Annotated in this window: 17 protein-coding genes; 13 read left to right on the top strand and 4 right to left on the bottom strand. The window is 48.4% G+C overall.

The genetic code is table 11. From position 1 onward, the window contains the following. Positions 1-10: 10 nt before the first annotated feature. Positions 11-262 carry a hypothetical protein gene (locus ACKTRM_RS15130; protein WP_225367681.1) on the top strand — a complete coding sequence of 84 codons (252 nt, stop codon included), beginning with the start codon at positions 11-13 and terminating at the stop codon, positions 260-262. 134 nt (positions 263-396) lie between these two features. On the opposite strand, the gene ACKTRM_RS15125 is transcribed toward ACKTRM_RS15130, so the two are convergent. Further along, a complete protein-coding gene (locus ACKTRM_RS15125; protein ID WP_012118376.1) occupies positions 397-1,323 on the bottom strand; it encodes a MerR family transcriptional regulator in 927 nt (308 codons plus the stop codon). Between the two features lie 196 nt (positions 1,324-1,519). Here ACKTRM_RS15125 and ACKTRM_RS15120 point away from each other — a divergent pair, with 196 nt between their 5' ends. The 5 genes from ACKTRM_RS15120 (at position 1,520) to ACKTRM_RS15100 (ending at position 6,516) form a co-directional block, all read left to right on the top strand. Beyond that, complete coding sequence (locus ACKTRM_RS15120) at positions 1,520-2,506, top strand: SIS domain-containing protein (protein WP_012118375.1); 987 nt, start codon at positions 1,520-1,522, stop codon at positions 2,504-2,506. Between the two features lie 73 nt (positions 2,507-2,579). Beyond that, entirely contained in the window at positions 2,580-3,845 is a 1,266-nt protein-coding gene (locus ACKTRM_RS15115; RefSeq protein ID WP_041482268.1) for an ABC transporter substrate-binding protein, read from the top strand. Between the two features lie 24 nt (positions 3,846-3,869). Continuing rightward, positions 3,870-4,760 carry a carbohydrate ABC transporter permease gene (locus ACKTRM_RS15110; protein WP_012118373.1) on the top strand — a complete coding sequence of 297 codons (891 nt, stop codon included), beginning with the start codon at positions 3,870-3,872 and terminating at the stop codon, positions 4,758-4,760. A gap of 3 nt (positions 4,761-4,763) precedes the next feature. After that, positions 4,764-5,648, top strand: coding sequence for a carbohydrate ABC transporter permease (locus ACKTRM_RS15105; protein ID WP_003151895.1), 885 nt, complete (start codon positions 4,764-4,766; stop codon positions 5,646-5,648). A 13-nt stretch (positions 5,649-5,661) separates the two neighbouring features. Then, positions 5,662-6,516 carry a PfkB family carbohydrate kinase gene (locus ACKTRM_RS15100; protein ID WP_007613586.1) on the top strand — a complete coding sequence of 285 codons (855 nt, stop codon included), beginning with the start codon at positions 5,662-5,664 and terminating at the stop codon, positions 6,514-6,516. 24 nt (positions 6,517-6,540) lie between these two features. Here ACKTRM_RS15100 and ACKTRM_RS15095 read toward each other — a convergent pair whose 3' ends face one another. Next, on the bottom strand, positions 6,541-7,269 hold the full coding sequence (locus ACKTRM_RS15095; protein ID WP_012118372.1) for a GntR family transcriptional regulator: 729 nt from the start codon (positions 7,267-7,269) through the stop codon (positions 6,541-6,543). Between the two features lie 155 nt (positions 7,270-7,424). Between ACKTRM_RS15095 and ACKTRM_RS15090 the strand changes: the two genes are divergently transcribed. Beyond that, the gene (locus ACKTRM_RS15090; RefSeq protein ID WP_012118371.1) at positions 7,425-8,531 is read left to right on the top strand and encodes an ABC transporter ATP-binding protein; all 1,107 of its coding nucleotides are present in this window, start codon (positions 7,425-7,427) and stop codon (positions 8,529-8,531) included. Between the two features lie 49 nt (positions 8,532-8,580). Here the strand turns inward: ACKTRM_RS15090 and ACKTRM_RS15085 are convergent, their stop codons facing one another. Continuing rightward, the gene (locus ACKTRM_RS15085; RefSeq protein ID WP_012118370.1) at positions 8,581-9,450 is read right to left on the bottom strand and encodes an endonuclease I family protein; all 870 of its coding nucleotides are present in this window, start codon (positions 9,448-9,450) and stop codon (positions 8,581-8,583) included. A gap of 199 nt (positions 9,451-9,649) precedes the next feature. Between ACKTRM_RS15085 and allC the strand changes: the two genes are divergently transcribed. The 4 genes from allC to ACKTRM_RS15065 all read left to right on the top strand — a co-directional run bounded on the left by allC (position 9,650) and on the right by ACKTRM_RS15065 (position 14,453). Further along, the gene (gene allC, locus ACKTRM_RS15080; RefSeq protein WP_012118369.1) at positions 9,650-10,891 is read left to right on the top strand and encodes an allantoate deiminase; all 1,242 of its coding nucleotides are present in this window, start codon (positions 9,650-9,652) and stop codon (positions 10,889-10,891) included. 18 nt (positions 10,892-10,909) lie between these two features. Further along, complete coding sequence (locus ACKTRM_RS15075; protein WP_012118368.1) at positions 10,910-12,163, top strand: pyridoxal-phosphate-dependent aminotransferase family protein; 1,254 nt, start codon at positions 10,910-10,912, stop codon at positions 12,161-12,163. 121 nt (positions 12,164-12,284) lie between these two features. After that, on the top strand, positions 12,285-13,481 hold the full coding sequence (locus tag ACKTRM_RS15070) for an MFS transporter (RefSeq protein ID WP_012118367.1): 1,197 nt from the start codon (positions 12,285-12,287) through the stop codon (positions 13,479-13,481). A 531-nt stretch (positions 13,482-14,012) separates the two neighbouring features. Then, the gene (locus ACKTRM_RS15065) at positions 14,013-14,453 is read left to right on the top strand and encodes a hypothetical protein (RefSeq protein ID WP_041482215.1); all 441 of its coding nucleotides are present in this window, start codon (positions 14,013-14,015) and stop codon (positions 14,451-14,453) included. Positions 14,454-15,441: 988 nt separating this feature from the next. Here ACKTRM_RS15065 and ACKTRM_RS15060 read toward each other — a convergent pair. After that, positions 15,442-17,037: a PucR family transcriptional regulator gene (locus ACKTRM_RS15060; RefSeq protein ID WP_012118361.1), complete on the bottom strand. Its 1,596-nt coding sequence runs from the start codon at positions 17,035-17,037 to the stop codon at positions 15,442-15,444. Between the two features lie 179 nt (positions 17,038-17,216). Between ACKTRM_RS15060 and ACKTRM_RS15055 the strand changes: the two genes are divergently transcribed. Both ACKTRM_RS15055 and ACKTRM_RS15050 read left to right on the top strand, forming a co-directional pair. After that, positions 17,217-18,581 (top strand): allantoinase, encoded by a 1,365-nt coding sequence (locus ACKTRM_RS15055; RefSeq protein ID WP_012118360.1) that lies wholly within the window; start codon positions 17,217-17,219, stop codon positions 18,579-18,581. A 73-nt stretch (positions 18,582-18,654) separates the two neighbouring features. Further along, positions 18,655-19,008 carry a YunG family protein gene (locus ACKTRM_RS15050; RefSeq protein ID WP_012118359.1) on the top strand — a complete coding sequence of 118 codons (354 nt, stop codon included), beginning with the start codon at positions 18,655-18,657 and terminating at the stop codon, positions 19,006-19,008. Positions 19,009-19,024 lie beyond the last annotated feature (16 nt).

Below are 19,024 nucleotides of genomic sequence, written 5' to 3'. Positions count from 1 at the left end.
TTCCGATCAGGTGATCGCTGATATTAAAAAGTCATCGCCGGATTATTTTAAAGAGTTGAAAGCGGCGGTCTACAGCGGCGATTATGAGAAAGTGAACAGCGTCATTGATCAAGGTTCGCAGATTATGGCGAAAGTGCTGAAAGAAGAGTTTGACAAAAAGAGCATGGACAAAGGAAAATCAACGGCCATCGGCCAATGCGCAACGGCTGTATGGGTATTTTTAAACGCGGCGGCCGCCATTGAGACGATCCTCTTGCGGTAGCGGCCATCATTTTGACAGTAGCAAGCGTTGACGAAGATTCCGACTTAGGAAAAGAGCAGCTCATCGCTAATGTCGTTGACCGCATTAACGCGCAACACTGAGGCTGAAGAAAGAAAACGCTAAGGAAACGAACCTTAGCGTTTTTTTGATTGAAGCATCTGTTTTAAATATGCTTCTGAATCAAAGCCGAGTTCCTCGTCGGCTTCTTTTTTCAGTTCAAGCTGAAGTCGCACGTACGTGTCATATTTTGGGCTGAGCTTTTGAAGAAGATTGCTGAAAGGCGATCCCTCCTTCAGCGCGGGCAGATCAGAAGCTGATTCTCCGACCTTGATCAGGCTTTCCCTGTATTCTTCATCTGTCTGCACTCTTTTCACAAGCTGAATGATGATGTTTTTATGAGTGTCCCAAGTGGCGGGGTCTCTCTCCAAAATCCGCTCGATAAATTGATCATGCTGTATTTTGTGCTGCTGGAGCTGAGCCGGATCCTCCTTGCCGACCAGCTGCATCATCGGGTGTGCAGCCGGAACTTCTTCCATATCATCCAATACTTTAATAAGCTCCGCCCATATCGTTTTTTTCTCATCTGTATCAATAGAAAAGTCGAGGAACGGTTCAAACAGCGCGGCGATAAATTCTCCGAAATCTCCCGGGAACAGTTTTTTCAGCTGAAGTCCCATATACTTCGGTTCATCTATTTTGACCTCGCCGATATCATGCAGAATTGAATCGACATTTTCCGCATCTTCCACGCGCTTGATCAGCATTTCAGTCAGTTTCCGTTCCTGCTCAAGCTCTTCAATCTGCCGGCTGAGCTTTTGATGCTGCCGGCGCAGTATATCATGCAGACTGCTGCCCTCTAAGAGGAACGCTTTAATATCGCTTACAGACAGTGCCAGCATTCGGAGGGCGGCAATCATTTTCAGCGTATTCACGTTCTGAGCGGAATACTCACGGTATCCGTTATCAGGGTTTTTGCTGACGGTGATTAAACCTTCCTGCTCATAATATTTGATGGCTTTTTTCGTGAGACCCGTCTGCCTGGCGGCTTCTTTTATATTCATTCTGAATCACTCCCTGCTTTTCATTCTAAACGTGTCTCTAAGGGTCAGGTCAAGAGAGGGCGGGAAATAAGACGGGTTTATTTTATATTTTGGAAATTTCAGAAAATATGATTGACAACGCACCTTTGTTGCGATTAATATAACGTTATATAATGTTATATAACATTATATAATAAAATACTGAGGAGTGAAGGATTTGAGTCAAACTGCCGCACAAGTGAATCACAAGGTTCAGGCTTTCTTGGATGATCTGAAAGGAAAAACGATTGACCACGTCTTTTTCGTCGCTTGCGGGGGTTCTTCAGCCATTATGTATCCGAGCAAGTACGTGTTTGACAGAGAGGCGAAAGCCATCAGCTCTGATCTCTACAGTTCAAATGAATTTATTCAGCGCAATCCCGTTCAGCTCGGAGAGAACTCTCTCGTGATTTTATGTTCTCAGTCAGGCAATACGCCGGAAACGGTGAAAGCCGCCGGTTTCGCCAGAAAAAAAGGCGCGCTTACGATTGCGATGACCTTTGAGCCTGATTCGCCGTTAGCGAAAGAAGCCGAATATGTCGCGGTGTATGACTGGGGTGAGAACGCACAGGCGATAAATATGAATTACGGGGTTCTGTATCAAATCGTGTTCGGCGCTTTACACGTGCTGGAAAACCATCCCGTGTTTGAACAGGCGATCGACGGACTCAATAAGCTCCAGACCGTATATGACAAAGCGCTCAAACAAGAAGCGGATCACGCAAAGGCATTCGCGAAAGCCCACGAAAAAGAAGATATCATTTACACGATGGCAAGCGGTGCGAACTACGGCGTCGCTTACTCCTACAGCATCTGCATTCTCATGGAAATGCAATGGATTCATTCCCACGCCATTCATGCCGGAGAATATTTTCACGGACCGTTCGAAATCATTGATGAATCCGTTCCATTTATTATCCTGCTCGGCTTAGACGAAACAAGACCCCTTGAAGAGCGGGCGCTTTCCTTCTCAAAAAGATACGGCAAAAAACTGACTGTGCTTGATGCGGCAGCATATGATTTTTCCGGAATTGACGATTCTGTAAAAGGCTATCTGGCTCCTCTCGTATTAAACCGGGTGCTCAGAAGCTATGCGGATGCGCTGGCGGAAGCAAGGAACCATCCGTTAAGCCAGCGGCGTTACATGTGGAAAGTCGAATATTAAGAACGCGCATTATATTTCACCGGACTATAATGATATATAACGTTATAGTCCGGTGACAAAGGAGGAAAAGCACCTGAAAAAGCTCATCTGCCTGTTCGTTCTGTTAGCCGTATGTCTGTCAGCCGCCGCCTGTTCAAGCCAAAGCAGTTCCTCTGACGGAAAAGTGACCTTGAAGTTTTTTCACAGGTGGCCGAAGGAGCCGGAAAAAAGCTATTTTGAAGAAGCGGTCAAAGAATTTGAAGCAACTCATCCGGATATTCATATCCAAACGGAAGCGGTCTTAAACGATTCTTATAAAGACAAGGTGAAAGTCATGCTCGGAACAACGAGCCCCCCTGATATTTTTTTTTCATGGAGCGACCGGTTTGCTTATAAATTCATCAAAGGAGATAAAGCCCTCGATCTGTCGTCTTACTATCAGCAGGATAAAGATTGGTCCTCACAGCTGGTGCAGTCACAAATCAAACCCTTTACGCATGACGGAAAACAGTACGGTGTTCCGTGGCAAATGGACGCTAAATCATTCTTTTATAATAAGGACATTTTTAATACATTACATTTGAAGCCCCCGGCGACATGGGATGAACTGATCACAGTCTCTGAGAAATTGAAAGAGAACGGATATATTCCGATCAGTTTCGGCACAAAAGCGCCTTGGACCATTTCTCATTATATCGGGACGCTGAACCAGCGTATGGTGGATGAAAAAACGCGGGCGAAAGATTACAGCCCGGAAACCGGGGAGTTTACGGACGAAGGCTATGTCAAAGCGCTTGAAAAGCTTCAGGAACTTCTGCCGTACTTTACAAAGCACGTGAACTCCGTTGATCACGAATACGTGCGCCAGCAGTTTACGAGCGGCAAAGCGGCGATGATTTATGCGGAAACGGCAGAAATTAAGCTCGTCGAACCGGTCAATCTGGGCTTGTTTCCTTTCCCGAAAATCAGCGGCGAAAAGGGATCTCCCCGTGCACTGACCGGATCTCCGGAAGGATTTATGATTTCCTCAAAAACGAAGCACCCGAAAGAAGCCATGGAATTTCTTCAGTTTTTAACCTCGAAAAAAATGGGAGAGAAGCTGATAAAAGACGTCGGTAAATACAGCGCGGTTCAAGGAACGGCGACAGAAAACAATTCCGCCCCGATCCAGCGCGAAGCCGTGCAGGATATCGTCCGCGCCGAAACAATGGTGCCGTGGTTTGATATGGATGTTGACGTTGAAATCGCCGATGTGTATGCGGCAGGCGTTCAGCAGATGCTCGGCGGCACAATGACACCGCGCGAGGTGATGAATTCCGTGCAGAAAGCGGCGCGTCAGGTCAAAGCGTCATCTGAATAGAACAGATTTCTTTGGAGAAAGGAGATGAGGATTTCCTTGGTCAGCCGAAAACGTTTCATTCCGTATCTGTTTCTCGCGCCCGCGCTGATTTTTCTGCTGTTCGTTTACATTCCGATTATTGAGAATGTGTTTTTCAGTCTGTTTGAATGGAGCTCATTTCAACCCGAAAAGACGTTTATCGGTTTGAAAAATTATATTGACCTGTTTCACGATCCCGTGTTTTTTACAGCACTCCGCAACAATGTGCTGTATGCGGTCATATCGCTGATTTGCCAGGTTGGCGGCGGCTTAATTCTGGCGGCCGTGCTGGAAGACAGATTGGTAAGAAAATGGTCGCCGTTTTTCCGCACGGTCTTTTTTCTTCCGGTCGTCATTTCCATGACCGTCATTGCGCTGTTGTTTGATTTTATTTATAACCCGGAAATCGGGCTTTTGAATCAGCTGCTGGAAGCCGTCGGACTTGATGAACTGACCCGGGCGTGGCTGGGCGATGAAAACACCGCTATGCTGTCTGTCATCTTTGTGTCTCAATGGCAGTCTGTCGGTTACATCGCCATGCTGTATATTGTCTCGATTCAGAGCATTCCCGCTGAATTATATGAATCGGCGCAGCTGGACGGAGCCGGAAAAATCCAGCAGTTTTTTCACATTACGGTGCCGCAGACGAAAGAAATGTCGTTTGTTGCTGTGGTGATGACGCTGACCGGCGCATTTACCGTATTTAATGAACCGTATATTCTGACCGGCGGAGGGCCGGGCAATGCTTCAGAAGTGCTGAGCACATTTTTGTATAAGAGTGCTTTTACAAAGGATATGATGGGCTACGCTTCTGCGATCGCGACGGTGGTGCTTTTGCTGACGCTTGCTCTGTCGCTTATTCAGATGAAATTCTTTAAGACCGGAAAGGAGGAGTAGCCGATGCTTCCTGAAAAGACGGACTTGCGTCATGCCCGTCAGGCCGTCAGAACAGGCGGAAAACCGAGAAAATGGTATGTCGGGGAAACGTCTGTGTGGCTGTTTCTCTTTATCTACCTCATTGCCGTTGCATATCCGCTGTTATGGATGGCGGTCAGCGCCTTTAAAAGCTCGGATGAGATTTTTGAGCACAGCTGGTCGCTGCCCTCTGTCTGGCATCCCGAAAACTTCGTATCCGCATGGAACCAAGGGATTTCCGCTTATTTTATGAACAGCGTCATTGTGACCGTGCTGACTTGTCTCATCACCGTATTTGTGAGCGCCTGGGCGGCATACGGGCTGGCCCGTTTTCAATTTAAAGGAAAAGGGTTTGTGCTGATCATTTGTCTTGGCGGTTTGATGCTGACGCCGCAGGTCAGTCTTGTGCCGCTGTACTCCATTATCCAGTCATTGGGACTGTACAATACGTATTGGGCTTTGATTCTTCCGTACGCAGCCTACCGTATTCCGTTTACCGTGATTCTGATCCGTTCCTATTTTTTGTCGATTTCCAAAGAGCTTGAGGAAGCTGCCTATCTGGATGGATGTACAAGTTTCGGAATATTTTTCAGAATATTCTTACCTATGAGCGTGCCGATTCTGGTGACATCAGGCATTTTGACGGCTTACCATACATGGAATGAGTTTATGTTTGCGATTATTTTTATCGATGATGAAAATTTACGGACGATTCCGGCCGGGCTGATGCAGTTCAGAGATGCGCTGCAGACGGATTGGGGCGTGCTGCTGGCCGGGCTGACGATTTCTGCTGCTCCGATCATCGCGCTGTTTTTATTGATGCAGAGATATTTTATCCGCGGCATTGCTGCGGGAAGCGTGAAAGGATAAGGAGGATGAAAAGATGAAACTGATAGCTGCCGGAGATAATGTAGTAGATTATTATCAGGATCAGGAGACGTTTTACCCGGGCGGAAATGCGTTAAATGTAGCCGTGCTTGCCCGGCGCTTAGGCCACGAAACTTCTTATATCGGGATTCTCGGCAGTGATGAAGCGGCGGATCACGTATTGAATGTGCTGAAACTGGAAAAGGTGAATGCCGATCTGATCCGCCGGGCATACGGAGAAAACGGGATGGCGGTCGTCACGCTTGATGAAAGAGGGGACAGGATATTTGCCGGATCAAATAAAGGCGGCGTGCAATCGCGTCTGACGCTCGCTTTTCAGGAGAATGACATCTCATTTATTGCCGGACATGATTTGCTGCATACGAGCGTATACAGCAGGATAGAACGTGATCTTCCGATGCTGAGCGGGCATGTGCCGATTTCCTTTGACTTCTCTGTAAAACGTGACGAAGCCTATTTAGAAGCGGTCTGCCCGTACGTGACGTATGCGTTTTTTTCCGGGAGTGATTTGAGTGAAAGTGAATGTGTGCGGCTTGCCGAAAAAGCCCGCGGTTTCGGAGCGAAAATCGTCTGTCTGACAAGGGGAGAATATGGCGCGGTGTTATCGGATGGGGAACGCGTCTATCATCAGCCGGTGGTAAGAGCTGATATAATAGATACATTGGGCGCGGGTGATTCTTTTATCGCCGGGTTTCTTACCGATTTTTTCGAGCATCAGGATATTCGGCGAGCGCTTACTGCGGCCGCCGGGACGGCTGCCAAAACATGCGGAGGGTTCGGAGCATTCGGTTACGGGCATCCCTACAGGCCGGGCGGCGGGAAAAGCAGTGAAAAAACGAGAATACGATAAGCATTGTCTCGTTTTTTATACTTGTTACGCATAGGGACTGTTAATGGTAAACGTGACGCGGTCGGTATGCATTAAAAACAGCGAGCTGTATATCGGCTGGTCTTTTGACATAAAAGCAGTTTTGTCAATTTCAAAAAGCGCATCCCCGATATCACAAGCCAGATAGCGGCTTTCTTCCTGCTTGGCGTATACGACATTTAACAGCTTCGTATTATGGGTGGGCACCACCTGATAGTGCTGTTTCAAAATGTCATGCATCGACACGCCGCCTTTAATATGCTTGCCGATGTCGGGAAATAAACTGAGCGGATAGTGGGCGATTTCGAATGAGAGCGGCTGGTCGTCGTGAAATAAAATGCGTTTTAATTCAAGAACGGGACTTTCGGAAGCGACGCGAAGTTTTTGGGCGATGGATTTAGGCGCTTCAATGATTTCATGGGAAAGAATCTGGTGTTTCGGTTTTTTCCCCGTTGATTCCATAAATTCAGAGTAGCCGTTGACCGCGATGAGCTCCCGCTTCAGTTTAGGGCTTTTAACGAACGTTCCCTTTCCCTGCTGCCGGACGAGCCAGCCTTCTTCCACAAGATCAAGGATGGCCTTCCTGACCGTTATGCGGCTGACGTTGTACGTTTCGCACAGCTCATTTTCGGTCGGCAGTTTTACGGACGGCGAATAAACGCCCTTCTTGATATCGTCCGCGATAATTTGTTTCAGCTGAATATATAAAGGTTTCGAGCTCCCGTTATTTAACAATGGGACGGACCTCCTTTGTCAAGTAGTAGTACTATTATATGTATTATGACGTTATAATACAAATTTGCTTTTCATTTATGAATCTGTCAGAAACCCCGAACATTTTTAACATAACAGAAAGATGTGGCGGTTTCCAGTATTGGAGGAGGTTTCGAATGGCATCATTAACATTTGACCATATCAAAAAAACATACGGCGCCCAATCGGCGGCAGTGAAGGATTTTCACTTAGATGTAAAAGATGAGGAGCTGCTGGTGCTTGTCGGGCCCTCCGGCTGCGGCAAATCTACGACACTCAGAATGATTGCCGGACTGGAGAGCATTTCTGAGGGGAAGCTTTATATCGATGGAGACGCGGTGAACGATCTGCCCCCGAAGGATCGCGATATCGCGATGGTTTTTCAGAATTACGCGCTGTATCCCCACATGACGGTGTTTGATAATATGGCGTTCGGTTTGAAGCTCAGAAAGCTGCCGAAAAAAGAAATCGCAGAGCGAGTCCGGACGGCCGCCGATATTTTGGAAATCGGGCATCTGCTCAAGCGGAAACCGAAGGCTCTTTCAGGCGGACAGCGGCAGCGGGTTGCGCTCGGCCGGTCGATCGTGCGGGAGCCGAAAGTGTTTCTGATGGACGAGCCGCTTTCCAACTTAGACGCGAAATTGCGAGTGACGATGCGCGCCGAAATCAGCAAGCTCCATCAGCGTTTGAAAGCGACCATCGTTTATGTGACGCATGATCAGACGGAAGCGATGACAATGGGCGACCGGATTGTCGTGATGAATGAAGGAGATATTCAGCAGGCCGCAAGCCCCCATGAGATTTATCATTATCCGGCGAATCTGTTTGTGGCGGGTTTTATCGGTTCTCCGAGTATGAATTTTATAAAAGGCGCCATTGAAGAAGGTCACGGGCAATGGTATTTTGCCGGTTCGTCCGTTCGTCTGCCCATTCCGAAAGAAAAAGCGGCCGTTCTTGTGCAGAAAGGATACAGCGGTAAGGAGATGATTGCGGGGCTGCGTCCGGAGCATTTGACGCTTGCCGGACAATCAGAGCACCCGCCTGAAGCGGTGTGCCGCGCTGTGGCGGAAGTATGTGAAAACTTAGGCGCGGAGATGTACGTTCATGCGGTGAGCGGAGATGACCGCATGACGATCCGTCTTGACGGCGCTTCACAGGTGAAACCCGGCGATGCCATTCTGCTTGCGGTCAATATGAACCGGGCCGTCTTTTTTGATGTCGACACTGAAAACGCCGTATATTGAAAAAGGGAGCCTGATGATCGGGGCTCCCTTATCACTTCTTATGATACGATTACCAGATTTCGTCCGCCCATTCCGGATGGTCGATAAACGGATTGCGGTTATGCTGATAGTCTTCGTAAATGATTTCGTTCCGCCGTTTTTCCTTACTGTCGACGGGGTCTTGTTGATTCCATTTGAGCAAAACGGACAGTTTTCCCATGTAAGGAGCTGAGCCGTTTCCGGTTTTATCATTCAGCTCAAGGTCAGGATACCCGTCGTCTCCTTCATAACGCACCGCCATGTAAAGCAGCATGCGGGCGACATCTCCTTTGACCTCATCGCGCGGCTCCCAGGAATCACCGTCGTAATAATTGCCCGGCGCTTTCGGGTATTCTGAGCCGCCGTTATCAAAATCCATGTTTCCTCTGGCACTGTTCACCTGGACGTCCGCAGGGCGCAGATGATGAATGTCCGTCCCAGGGCCGGCAGCTGTTCCGAAGTTTCCGTGTGACTTTGCCCACACGTGTTCACGGTTCCAGTCCCCGACGCTGCCGCCGTTTTTACTTTTGGCCCGTGATTCCTGGGTATAGAGCAAGATGACATTGTTCGGGTTTGCCGGATCTTCGTCAGTTTCCTTCAATGCATTCCATACTTGGCTGTAAGACAGCTTTGTATGTCCGCTGATGATGCGGTGCAGGGCGCTCTTTAAGGCTGTTCCGCTTTTTCCGGAAGCTTCTTTGTAATATGTGTCCGTATCCGCAGACGGAGTGATGACAGCTGAGGCAGTTTGCGGAAAAAGAGTTGTGCCGCCGGCAGTTGAAACCGCCATCCGGCTGTACAGATTCGTGTCAGCCGGCGCGCCCGCAGAGGCTGACGGCGCGGCCCATCCAAAAATGAAAAACAGGCAGACAATCGGCAGAAACCAAAGTTTTTTTGTCATGACTTGCCCTCCTTTACCTCTATTATCCAAAAAATAAATCTAATATTCTATCTTTTTTGAAAAATGGTTCCTTCGGCTTATTGGTCAAAGTATCCGGAAAATCATTAATTTTTTGGAAGATATGATAATGAACTCGTTATGCGCTCCTTCTATAATGAAGATCATCTTGTCAGTTTTTCAGTTTAAAAGGAGGGCGTGTATGGAACATCAGCAGCTTTCGGCGGCGAATATCGGGATTTCCGATGACATACAATGGCTGTCTCAATTCGGCGCTTCCGCTTCCGGCGGAGTGACGAGGCTTTTATATACGAAAGAATGGATGGACGCCCAGCTTGCCGTCAAAAAGAAAATGGAGGCGTTCGGGCTGGAAACGGCATTTGACGATGTCGGTAACGTATTCGGCCGGCTGAACGGCACAGAATCGCCTGATGAGGTGATTCTGACCGGGTCGCATATTGACACTGTTATTGACGGCGGCAAATATGACGGTGCGTTCGGCGTGCTGGCGGGCATGCTGGCGATCCGGCATTTGCATGAGACGTGCGGGCGTCCGAAAAAAACGCTGGAGGCTGTGTCGCTCTGTGAAGAGGAAGGGAGCCGTTTTCCCATCACCTATTGGGGCTCAGGCAATATCACCGGTGCTTTCTCGCTTTCAGATGCGGAAACGCCGAAAGACGCGTCCGGCATTTCTCTGAGAGAAGCCATGCGGCAGAACGGCTTCGGTGCAGGCCGTTATCCAGCACCGCTGCGCACTGATATCAAAGCCTTTCTGGAAATTCATATTGAACAGGGGCAAACGCTTGAACGATCAGGAAAGGATATCGGGATTGTCACCGGGATTGCCGGACAGAGACGCTATACCGTTACGCTTGACGGTGAATGCAACCATGCCGGCACCACTTCGATGAAATGGCGGAAAGACCCGCTCGCCGCGGGAAGCAGCATCATCCACGAACTCATGCTCTCAGCGGAAAGACAGCCGGAAGAGCTCCGCCTGACGTGCGGGAAAATGACGGTTGAACCGAATATGGCGAATGTCATTCCGGGCCGTATCCAGTTTTCCGTTGATATTCGCCACCCGGAGGAAGACGTGCTGGCAGCCTTCCATCAGAAACTGGTGTCGATTGTTGAAAACATCAGCCGCAGCAAAGGAGTCAGGCCCGTTATTGATGAATATATGAGGATAGAGCCGGTTCAAATGAATCAGACACTGACGCGAACCGCAGCGGAGGCTGCAAAAGAACAGGGGGCGGACCCGGAGAAAATCGTAAGCGGAGCGGGACATGACGCCCAGATGCTCGGCAGAACCTTTCCGGCCTGCATGCTGTTTGTGCCGAGCCGTGGCGGAATCAGCCACTCGCCGCTTGAATTCACACCCGCACATCAGCTTGAAACCGGCGTCCTTACGCTGGCGAATGTATTACATAAACTTGCCTATTAACGTAAAGGGGGAATCGGCATGCCGACCAGAAAAGAATTGTGCATTCCGCAAAGAACCATTATGACACCGGGACCGACAGAAGCTGAACCGAGAGTGCTGAGGGCGATGGGCGCTCCGATCATCGGCCAGTTTGACCCGGCATTTACCGGCATCATGAACGAAACGATGCAAATGCTCCGTGAATTGTTTCAAACGGAAAACCGCTGGGCCTATCCTATTGACGGTACATCAAGAGCGGGGATTGAGGCTGTTCTCGCAAGTGTGATAGAACCGGGCGACAGCGTGCTCGTTCCGATATACGGACGCTTCGGATACCTGCTGACTGAAATCGCCGAGCGGTACGGAGCGGACGTTCATACGATCGAGTGTGAATGGGGAACGGTCTTCCGGCCTGACGAGATTATCAGCGAGATGAAAAAGATTTCCCCGAAAATCGTCGCTATGGTGCACGGAGAAACATCAACGGGGCGGATTCACCCGCTGAAAGAAATCGGGGAAGCGTGCCGCGCCCAAGACGCACTCTTTATCGTGGATGCCGTGGCCACGATCGGAGGCTGCGCCGTAAAAACGGATGAATGGAAGATTGACGCAGTCATCGGGGGAACGCAAAAATGCCTATCGGTCCCCTCCGGAATGGCTCCGATTACTTATAATGACCGGACGGCAGCTGTCATTGCCGCGCGTAAAAAGGTAGAACGGGGCATTGCGACGGCAGCTGACGGCAAAATGCTGTCCGGTCATCGGCCGATTACGAGCAACTATTTTGATCTGAGCCAGCTCGAGGATTATTGGAGTGAAAGAAGGCTAAATCACCATACAGAAGCGACAGCAATGCTTTATGCGCTGCGGGAGGGTGTGCGTCTTGTCCTGGAAGAAGGACTTGAAGAACGGTTCCGCAGGCATCGGCGTCATGAAAAAGCGCTTATGGCGGGACTTGCAGCGATGGGCCTTGATTTATTCGGCGATCCGGAGGCGAAGCTGCCTGTCGTCACATGCGTGAAGATTCCGCCGGAAGCAGACGGCGAATCGATCAGAAGGATGCTTTTGTCTCAATTCGGAATTGAAATCGCCAGCTCATTCGGTCCGCTGCAGGGGAAAATTTGGAGAATCGGAACGATGGGCTACAGCTGCAGAAAGGAAAATGTGCTGTTTGTGCTGGCCGGACTTGAAGCGGTTCTGATCAGACACGGTGTTGCCGTTAAAGCCGGGGAAGCGCTGCAGGCGGCCCTTAACATATATGATCTGCCGGCTGAAACCGGTGTGCTGTCATGAGACATGAAAACGAGATTGAAATCATCTGGACTTTTTTCCCTTTTGCCCGTTATACTGAATGGTATAAAAAATGACAAATATGGAATGATCATCTGTTTGTCTGGGGAGAAGGTAAGAAATCATGGCGTACATAGGCCGATTGTCAATTTTAATGCTGAATATGTTTATTGCGATGCTTGGAATCGGATTGATTATTCCGATTATGCCCACCTATATTACCGAATTCGGAGCGACGGGCAGCACGATGGGTCTGCTTGTTGCGGCGGCGGGGCTTACACAGCTTTTATTCGCGCCTATTGCCGGGGAAATAACCGACAAATACGGACGGCGGAAACTGATTATTTTCGGCATCGCCGCCTTTGCCGTGTCACAATTGATCTTCGCCTTTGCCGGAAGCCTGTGGCAATTGTTCGCATCCCGCCTTTTGGGCGGAATGGGCGCGGCGTTTTTAATGCCGTCAATGTTCGCTTACATAGCGGATATTACGACCGAAGAAGAACGCGGGAAAGGAATGGGGCTGTTCAGCGCGGCGATGACGCTCGGTGTCGTCATCGGGCCCGGTGTCGGAGGCTATTTGGTTCATTACGGCATGTCTGTGCCGTTCATCGTGTCTGCAAGTCTTGCCTGCTTTTCAAGTGTGCTTTCATTTTTCTTTCTGCCCGAAACGCTGGGACGTGAAAAGCAGCTGGAAGCCCGGGCAAAAACGGAAAAACGTGAGCATCTGTTTAAGCAAATGTCACGCGCGCTCAAATCGCCGTTCGCGTTTATGCTGATTCTGGTTTTTGTGCTGAACTTCGGAATTATGAACTTTGAATCCGTTTTCGGCCTTTACGTTGACCATAAACACGGATTTAAAGCCTCTGATATTGCCTTTATTATTACGGCTGCGGGTCTCATCGGCGTGTTTGTGCAGGCGGTCGGCGTCAGTTATCTCGTCCGCAGGTTCGGGGAAAAGCGCGTCATTAACGTGACGTTGATCGGGGCTGCTGCAGGACTTGTGTGGTGCCGGTTTGCGGGTTCATATTGGGCCGTTTTTGCCGCGGCAATCTTTTTCCTGACGCTGACATCGCTGCTCCGGCCGGCGGTTAATACGATGCTGTCGAAGCTCGCCGGTGACCAGCAGGGGTTTGCCGGAGGGATGAACACCTCATTCATCAGCTTAGCGAATATCGCCGGACCGTCAGCCGCCGGTTTTCTCTTTGACGTAAATATGGAATTTCCGTATATGCTGGGAGCGGCCATTCTCACCATCAGTTTTCTGGCCGCGCTTGGCTGGGGCAAAAAGACACAGACCCGACCGTTCACGCAGCAAGGATAGAATCAAAAGCCTCCGGGTATCCGGAGGCTTTTTGCTGATTGCTGTTTATTCTTTGGCTGTCTGTAATGAGGATATGAAGCAGGCTGACAGTAATAAAGTGGCCGAATACACCTTTTTGGTGAGTTCCGTACCCACGGCTACATCCGTGATTTTCTGCAATTCCAGAATACAAGCAGTCGAGAAATAAATAAGGCAGAAAGTTGACACGGCAACAGAAGCTCTTGGAAAGCCAATAACAGATTGATACGCACAGAAAAAACGGCTTTTCGGCTAAAAAATCACAACAAACTCCATCATTTACCAAAATAAATGAGAACTGAGGAGAAAATGAGGAGGAGGCTTTTGTTCTTATCAGATGTCGTTTTTAAAAGTTATTTAAAAATTTCATACTATGTCTTTTTAAAACTCATCGTATTCTTATCTAGTTTTTGCAACCAAAAGATTATTTAGTCTTTAAAAATCGGAAAATATGGGTTAGAATGTATAATAGTCTTGTGTTTACAAGTATAATTATTAATGGAGGGATTTATCATGAGAAGTAAAACTAAGAATATTCTAGCAGTATTGTTAGCAGGTATTATGACTTTTGGCCTGATTATAGGATTAAGTCAATCAGCGCAAGCAGTAAGCAAAACAACGAGCTTTACTTACAATACTGGAACTGTTTCTGCAAAATCATATATACATACATCAGATAACTACAAAAACGTTAATGCCACAGTTGAATTGGGAAGATCAGGCACATGGGAGACCGCAGCTTATTGTAAATTATACCTTCAGCGGTATACAAGCGGTTCATGGAAGACTATTGATACTGCTTCCGGTAATGCATCATACGGAAAAAAATTGAATGTTACTTTTACAAATATCGCTAAAAAATCTGCTTCAACTCGTGTAAAAGTGAAACTTTATAACAATTGGAAACACTCAGAACTAATTCAAACTGTAAATTCAAGTAAATGGAAACGCTAATATCTAAAACTTGATTTCGACTGATTAGTAATAATTATTCTTCTAAATTAATTAATGTTTAGAGGCTGAAAATTTTCTAAATGTACTTAGGATGCAGGGGACCCCTGCATCCTTTTCATTGAGTATTACAACCTGATAGCCAAATAGGATGAGCAGGAGCAGAATGTGGTAGTTCTTTAATGCGTCATGGTGTGAAAATGCATGGAAAGCCCAAGCAGGAGAAGCGAGCACCCGTATGATTCCATCTTTCTCCGAGCTGCATCTGTTCGCTGAGAAGTCGAGCCGCCCGTCTTCGTTTTTCCTTCCGAACATGGAATCTCACCGACGACTGTATCCCATGTATGATTTTGAGATTGGAAGGTAATGTGAAACAGCTAGGGAAATCTGCATCTAAACCAGATTCGGTATCGAGGGGGCTTGTTTGTGAAATACAGAAGCGGCTATGTCACGAACCTGTTCCGCGGCACTATAGTCTTCGCGCGGCTCTCCGTACGATCCTCTGTCCCGCCGATTTATAAATGGACAAATAGCAGCTGGCTGCTGTCATCTCGCAGGACTGTATATTCATTCCAGTGATGGAGATCAGGCGGTAATTATCATTAAGATGCAAAAAATCTGCCAAGCATAGGCCGATACCGATTGATGCGCCCCACATGGTTTTCAGCAAAGTGGCAGGGCCGCACGTCAGTAAATCAATTGTTAAAAGGCAAGAAAGCTCATCGGGCCTCAAATTTATTACGCGCCCGCCGAATAAGGCATTGTAATCGCTCTTGCATATATGGCAGCTACATACTGTGAGCTGATTGTAAGCATGGCTAGTATTATTGTTTTTCTCTAATTTCAACCCCTCATTTTTCCGAATGTGATGTTTAAAACACGTTAGTATGCGGAAGACGGGGTGGCATCAGGCTTTATCACTGAAATATTCGTATTTTTTTGGCGGAAACGCCAATGAGAGTGGAATTCATTTGAGGGTAGCAGCAATTCCTTAACCGATCAGCCGCTGCATTCTCAGCGCGAGCCGCAGGCGCATCGTCGTCTCCGGATCTTTTAAGCTTTTGCCGAGCAGTTCCTCGCATTTTTCTAAACGATAGATCACCGTATTTCGATGGACGTACAGGCGCTTAGCCGTTTCTGAAATCTGGCAGTGGGTCTCCAGATAAACAGACAGCGTATGAAGCAGGCTTTGGTCCTCCTTTTGCCGGTCGGCCAGGCTTTGGAGGGTGGCTTGGTAAAATTTCTTCACATCTTCCGCCGGAAGCAGGCGGAGCAGCTCCGGCACGTCTTTGGCATGATAGATTTGAATAAACTCCGCGCTTCTGGACAAATGCCCGGATGAAATGGCGTCTGAAGCTTCAGTAAAAGCGTCAGGGACGTCGATCAGCTTTTGGCATATGTTTGAGATGCCGAAGGAGACAGTCCGTTTAAACTGCGTCCGGACCTGCTTTTGAAACTGCTCCAAAAAGCTGATGACAGACGCGTGCATTTCATTCCAGCTGTCTGTCGCTTCAATTAAAAGAATACCGACATTTCCTTTAATAAAGAGATGAGGGGGAAATGGGAAGGATGACAGCTCCCCTTCAAGCAGATCAAATACATGATCGGAAACGAGCTGATTTTCGGTAAAGCTGATCGTTTTCTCATTTCGGTCAAGCTTTCCGCAAATGCACATGTATTTCTGATCCCAGCGGAGCCGGAATTCTTTGGCGCGGCTTTTGATTTCTTCATGGCCGGTAAACGAGCGGTCGATGAAATTGCTGAAAAATTCATTGCGCGCCCGTCTGCTGAATTGTTTGACGGCATTTTCTTTCAGCAGTTCAAAGGAAATGACGTTAGCCGCCTGTTCAATAGTCAAAATCATGCCTTTATCAGCGGTCTGCACCAGCTCCGGTATCACCAGATAACCGCAGTTTTTTTCAACATTCAGAATCGGCAGGACAGAATACGCCTTTCTGTCGGACAGCATGGAAAAGCAGGTGAAATAAGGCCCGGAAAGGGAATAACAGATGTTTTTCAATAAAGACGTGTCAATGGGTATGCGGTGGGACGATGATAAGAGTTTTGTATGCTGATCCAAAAGCAGCACGGGAAGCCGGAGAATGTCTGAGAGCTTCTTAAGCAGGGATTGCAGCCCTTTGCCGCTCATGATGTGGTTTGTGAATTTTTTATGGGCGTAAATGGCCTGCTGGAGCTCATTTGAACGCATATCAAGAATATGGCTCAGTGTGGCGTTGACGATATCTCCGAGCCTGATGTCTTCCGGCAGCTCAATAATCGGAAATTCATACCGGTCGGCAAGCTCCGCGGCATCTTTCGGAATGACATTAAGATAACGCTTCGTTTTGATCCCCAGTCCCGCGCAGCCCCGTTTTGCCATGAGGCGGATCAAATCTTTCAACAGCTGCGGGCGGTCCTTCAAGTGGTAAGCCGTCGTGACGAGCAATTCGTTTTTATGTAAAAAATCAGCGATGTCCGGCGCATCCATCATGTTGACGTGCTGCACCTCCCTCCAGCCGCCGGATTTGCCTGCGATTAATGCGGCCCGCTCATAAGCGGGAATCTTCATCACGTCATAAATGTTCATCAGTCAGTCTCCTTTCAGGTTCTAAAGACAACCATTGGTTAATATGAATAAAAATCATCAAAAATTATAGCGGTTTTGCTGATGTATTACGATCATAGTAGCAGTAAACTGGCAATCATAGACGCATGTTGTGATAAAAACTGACAGAAAATCGTCATCCTTACAGGGAGGAAGATAAAATGGCCTATGACGTAATTGTAAAGGGTGCGAAAGCTGTGCGAAAAGGCGGAACAGAGCGGGCTGATATCGCCGTCAAGGACGGGAAAATCGCCTTGATCGGGCCCGGCATTGACGAAAACGCGGAACAAGTGGTGCAGGCGGACGGCATGTATGTGTTTCCGGGAGCGGTCGATTGTCACGTGCATTTCAATGAACCCGGCCGCGAAGAATGGGAAGGCATTGAAACCGGCTCAAACATGCTGGCTGCCGGCGGCTGTACGTCTTATTTTGATATGCCGCTTAACTGCATCCCTTCGACGGTAACTGCTGAAAACCTGCTGGCAAAGGCGGAAATCGCCGAACGGAAGTCAGCGGTTGATTTTGCGCTTTGGGGCGGTTTGATGCCCGGATATACCGAACATATCCGGCCGATGGCAGAAGCGGGGGCAATCGGGTTTAAAGCGTTTCTGTCTAAATCGGGAACGGATGAATTTCAATCAGCCGATGAACGGACTCTTTTAAAGGGAATGAAGGAAATCGCGGCGTGCGGCAAGGTTTTGGCCCTGCACGCAGAAAGCGACGCCCTCACCCGATTCCTTGAAGCCGAGTACGCGCTCCAAGGGAAAATTGATGTCCGCGCTTACGCTTCCTCCCGTCCGGAAGAGGCCGAATGCGAGGCTGTGCAGCGGGCGATTGAATATGCAAGAGCGACGGGATGCGCGCTTCATTTTGTACATATCAGCACGAAACGGGCCGTGCTCTCCATTCAGCAGGCGAAAAAAGACGGATTGGATGTCACCGTTGAAACGTGTCCGCACTACTTATTATTCAGCTTTGAAGACTTCCTCAAAAAAGGGGCGGCCGCCAAATGCGCTCCGCCGCTCCGCTCAGAGGCTGATAAAGAGGAATTGATCGGGGTTTTGGCAGAGGGCCTGATTGATATGGTGTCTTCGGATCATTCTCCCTGTCATCCGTCTTTGAAACGCGAGGATAATATGTTCCTGTCGTGGGGCGGGATCAGCGGAGGCCAATTTACGCTTCTCGGCATGATTCAATTAGCGATCGATCATGGGATTCCGTTTGAACATGTGGCCCGATGGACGGCCGAAGCACCTGCCAAGCGCTTCGGGTTAACGAATAAAGGCCGGCTTGAAGAAGGATTTGACGCTGATTTTGCCATCGTCCGGCCGGAACCTTTTACCGTCACAAAAGAAACGATGTTTTCCAAACATAAGCAAAGCCTGTATGAAGGCCACACCTTTCCATACCGAATTGCTGCAACCTACAGTAAGGGGCGCTGTGTGTATCAGGATGGCGGCCGTAAGCAGAGCGGGGCTTTCGGAACATTCCTGAAGCCTTCTGAAATAAAAGAGCCGATTCTCTGATGAGAATCGGCTCTTTTTTGTCGTTTGGAAAGCGGGTCTCGTGGTATCTTTTTATAAAAAGGAGTAAAGCACATTGTATGATCAAATCTTGAACATATTAACGGCATCCTGGCCGCGCAAGACTAGTACAAAATGGACGGAAGATTGCCCGGCCAAAGGCCAGTGCGGCGTAACGGCTTTAGTCATCCAGGATGTTTACGGCGGTGACATTCTCAAAACAAAAACCGGCGCAAGCTGGCATTTTTATAACCGAATAGACGGGGAGATATATGATTTCACGAGCGGTCAGTTTTCAGAGCCGATCGTCTATCAGCACATTCTTTCTTCCAGAGATGAGGCATTTTCGGACACCAATGAACATCAGTACCGGTTCCTGAAAAGTGCATTCAGAAAAAACATGGAAACAGAAAGAGAAAAACACCTGTGATAAACTAGAGTGAGAG

The organism is Bacillus sp. D7-8 (assembly GCF_052055895.1).
Lineage (GTDB): Bacteria > Bacillota > Bacilli > Bacillales > Bacillaceae > Bacillus > Bacillus velezensis.
This window is presented reverse-complemented; position numbering and strand designations above follow the sequence as displayed.